Origin of the sequence: Paenarthrobacter sp. CM16 (genome assembly GCF_013179505.1) — a bacterium.
In the GTDB taxonomy this organism is placed as follows: Bacteria; Actinomycetota; Actinomycetes; order Actinomycetales; family Micrococcaceae; genus Arthrobacter.
On sequence record NZ_JABMCX010000359.1, the window covers coordinates 1 to 4,081 of the forward strand.

Sequence of the window (4,081 nt, forward strand, 5' to 3'; positions counted from 1 at the left end):
GCCACAACGTAGTGCTTGTGGCCATCGTGGCGAAGGGCAGTCAATTCGCCGGCGCTGGGCCGCAAGGCGGTGAAAACGGCGACGGCGATCAACGCCACCACGATGATGGGTTTGAATACACTGGCGGGCAGGGACGCAGCGAGTATGGCGCCGCCAAAGCTTCCCGCCAAGGCAATGACCGCCATGGGCACAGCCGTTTTGAGATCCGGGCCCACACGGCGGTAATACGTCACCGCGCTGGTGGTGGTGCCGAAAATGGACCCCATCTTGTTGGTCGCCAGGGCCTGCACGGGCGTGATTCCGGGAACGAGCAGCAGGGCGGGGAGCTGGATCAGTCCCCCGCCCCCTACTACGGCATCAACCCAGCCGGCGGCGAATCCAGCCACCACAATCAGGATGAGTGTGGTGAGCTGGATTGATTCGAAGCCGGAAATCACCGGTTTCGTACGGCGTTGACCACATAATCCACGGCCTTGTCCACCGCGATGTTCTCCGCTTCGCCGCTGCGGCGGTCCTTGACTTCCACAACGCCGTCCACGAGTCCACGGCCAACGGCCAGGATGGTGGGAACGCCAACGAGCTCGGCGTCGCCGAACTTCACGCCGGGAGAAACCTTGGGACGGTCATCGAAAATGACATCCAGACCGGCAGCTTCGAGCTCGGCGGAGAGCTTTTCAGCGGCATCGAAGATCTCATCGCCACGGCCCACGGCCACCACATGGACGTCTGCCGGAGCCACGGAGCGCGGCCACACCAGACCCCGGTCATCGTGGTTTGCTTCAGCCAAGGCGGCCACGGCACGGGTGACACCAACACCGTAGGAACCCATGGTGACTACCTGCTGCTTGCCGTTCTGGTCCAGCACCTTCAGGTCCAGCGCGGCGGCGTACTTCCGGCCGAGCTGGAAGATGTGGCCCATTTCGATGCCGCGGGCGGTCTCCAGCGGACCGGATCCGTCCGGGGCGGGGTCACCGGCACGAACTTCGGTGCTCTCGATTACGCCGTCCCAGGTGAAGTCGCGGCCGGCTACCAGTCCAAAGACGTGCTTGCCCTCAGCGTTGGCGCCGGTGACCCAGCTGGTGCCGGAAACCACGCGGGGATCCACCAGGAACAGCACCTTGGAGGAGCCTTCGAGGCCGAGTACCGGGTGGTCCAGGGACAGTCCGGGGCCGATGTAGCCCTTGACCAGCCAAGGCAGCTTCTTGAGGTCCTCTTCGTTGGCGGCCTCGAGGCCGATCTCCCCGGCGATGGGAAGGTGGGCACCGATGTTCGCTTCTACGCGCTTGAGGTCAACTCCGCGGTCACCGGGAACACCAATGACAACGATCTGGCGCTCACCCGTAGGCAGCGTCACGGCAAGGACAACGTTCTTGAGGGTGTCAGCGGCAGTCCATGGGCCGCCGTCGGCCCCGGTGCGGGGAGCAAGCTGGTTGGCCGCGTCCACCAAAGTATCAATGGTGGGCGTGTTCGGGGTGTCCAGGACCTCGGCGGCCGGAACATTGCTGAAGTCGATCTCGTCCGGGACCACGGTGGTCACGGCCTCGACGTTGGCGTAGTAACCACCGGCCGAGCGCACGAAGGTGTCCTCGCCGATCTCGGTGGGGAAGAGGAATTCCTCACTCTTTGAACCACCCATGGCACCGGCGGTGGCAGCAACGGGAATGACTTCAAGGCCAAGGCGCTCAAAGATCTTCAGGTAGGCCGCGCGGTGGGCGGCGTAGCTGGCGTCCAAGCCGGCGTCATCGATGTCAAAGGAGTAGGAGTCCTTCATGATGAACTCCCGGCCACGGAGGAGCCCCGCCCGCGGACGTGCTTCATCACGGTACTTGTTTTGGATCTGGTAAAGGCTCAACGGAAGGTCCTTGTACGAGGAGTACAGGTCCTTGACCAGGAGCGTGAACATTTCCTCATGCGTGGGGGCAAGAAGGTAGTCCGCACCCTTCCGGTCCTGGAGACGGAACAGGCCTTCGCCGTATTCGGTCCAGCGGTTGGTGGCCTCGTAAGGCTCGCGGGGCAGCAGCGCCGGGAAGTGGACTTCCTGGGCACCAATGGCCGCCATCTCCTGGCGGATGATCTCTTCGACCTTGCGCAGGACGCTCAGACCCAGCGGGAGCCACGTGTAAATACCGGGTGCCGCGCGGCGAATGTAGCCGGCACGGACCAGGAGCTTATGGCTGGCGACCTCAGCGTCGACGGGATCTTCACGCAGGGTGCGCAGGAATAACTGGGAAAGGCGAAGGACCACGGGTACGTATCCGTTTCTATGGCAGATGTGGCAAAAACAACTGTCTACTAATCTACCGGGTGCCCACACACAGAAGAGCCACGCCGTCGCGTTCGGAAGCCCCTGGCCGCAACGGGCTGGTCATCCTGCGATGGCGTGGCTCAGCGGCCGGCCGGCCGCAGACTCTGTCCTGGGACTAGATCGCCGTTCCCTCCAGCGGAACGGGATCCCCTGCGGCTGGGAAACATGGATCACTGCCGAGCTCGCGGATGACCCGGACGCCAACGACGCCCGCCAAGGTCTTGATCACAAATCCCCCTGATGCCACCCGCACCCCAACGACACGGCTTGCGTAGAACCTATGTGATAGCGGACACATTTTCAAGGATGGGGGGTCCCGGTTCCGGCAGCATTGACCGCACCGAGGCGGCAGATTTACCGTTAATTCATCAGTTGGTGAATTACTGGAGCCCCCGGAGGCCGGCATGCCGCCACGTCCAGCAGCCATACAGGCTAGCGACCTTAAGGTCTCCCGCGCGCGGACCGCCATTCTCCATGGTCTGGACTTCACTGTGGATTCAGCCCGGATCACAGGCCTGCTTGGCCCTTCCGGCAGCGGAAAAACAACGCTGATGCGGGCGATCGTCGGCGTCCAGCGGATCACGAGCGGGACCCTGAGGGTCCTGGGCCTGCCCGCCGGAAGTGCACCGCTCAGGCACGACGTCGGGTATGTCACCCAAAGTGCCAGCGTCTATGTGGACTTGAGCGTCGAAGCGAACGTCCGATACTTCGGTGCCATGCACGGCGCGACGGCGGCGGACGCCACAGAGGCGATCGCCGCCGTCGGACTCCAAGCACTGACACGACGCAAGGCGGCTGACCTGTCCGGTGGACAGCTCAGCCGCGTTTCGCTTGCCTGTGCGCTGGTGGCGCATCCACGGCTGCTGATCCTTGACGAGCCCACCGTGGGCTTGGATCCGGTGTTGCGGGCTGAGCTGTGGGAGCGCTTCGCGGCCATGGCCGCCTCCGGAACAACGCTGCTGGTATCCAGCCATGTCATGGAGGAAGCCTCACACTGCGCCTCACTGCTCCTGCTTCGCGACGGAATGCTCCTGGCCCGGCTCACTCCCGCCGAATTGGCCGAGCGCGGCCACAGCAGCGATCTGGAAAGGGCGTTCCTGAGCATTATCAGAGCCGCTGACCGCGGCCAGGAAGAGAGCCCGGTGACCCCATGAACCTCCGCATGACCCTTGCCACGGTCTTCCGCGTCCTGGGACAGTTGCGGCACGATCACCGCAGCGTCGCCCTGATCCTCGTGGTCCCCGCGCTGCTGCTCACAGCCGTCTACTTCCTGTTTGAAAACGAGGCACTGCCACCGGGATCCCCCCGCACCTTTGACCGCGTTGGCCTCATGATGCTGGCCATTTTCCCGTTCGTCGTCATGTTCCTGGTCACCTCGATCACCATGCTGCGCGAGCGGACCTCCGGAACCCTGGAACGGCTCCTGACCACGCCCATCCACAAGGCGGACCTGCTGTTCGGCTACGCGATTGCCTTCTCCCTCATGGCTGCGCTGCAGTCCTTGGCAGCAACGGCTATGGCGTATTGGATGTTTGACCTGGACATCAAGGGAAGCCCGGGGCTGGTGGTATTGATCGCTGTGATCAACGCCGTCCTTGGCGTTGCGCTTGGCTTGCTGTGCTCGGCGTTTGCCCGCACCGAATTCCAAGCGGTGCAGTTCATGCCCGTGGTGGTAGTCCCACAGATTCTGTTGTGCGGCTTGTTCGTATCCCGGGAGGACATGAACGAGGTCCTGGACAGCGTTTCCGGGATTCTGCCGCTGACGTTCTCCGTGGA

4 protein-coding genes are annotated in these 4,081 nt (G+C 63.5%); 2 read left to right on the forward strand and 2 right to left on the reverse strand.

Annotated features, from left to right (window positions below; genetic code table 11):
* On the reverse strand, positions 1-437 hold a 437-nt coding region (locus tag HP499_RS21620; protein ID WP_172326163.1), incomplete at its 3' end, for a TSUP family transporter.
* Positions 434-2,245 carry a proline--tRNA ligase gene (locus HP499_RS21625; protein ID WP_172326164.1) on the reverse strand — a complete coding sequence of 604 codons (1,812 nt, stop codon included), beginning with the start codon at positions 2,243-2,245 and terminating at the stop codon, positions 434-436. The genes HP499_RS21620 and HP499_RS21625, both read right to left, overlap by 4 nt.
* A gap of 464 nt (positions 2,246-2,709) precedes the next feature.
* On the opposite strand from HP499_RS21625, the gene HP499_RS21630 reads away from it, so the two are divergent.
* Positions 2,710-3,459, forward strand: coding sequence for an ABC transporter ATP-binding protein (locus tag HP499_RS21630; RefSeq protein ID WP_172326165.1), 750 nt, complete (start codon positions 2,710-2,712; stop codon positions 3,457-3,459).
* A gap of 8 nt (positions 3,460-3,467) precedes the next feature.
* Positions 3,468-4,081, forward strand: a 614-nt coding sequence (locus tag HP499_RS21635; protein ID WP_172326166.1) for an ABC transporter permease, incomplete at its 3' end; no start/stop codon positions are given.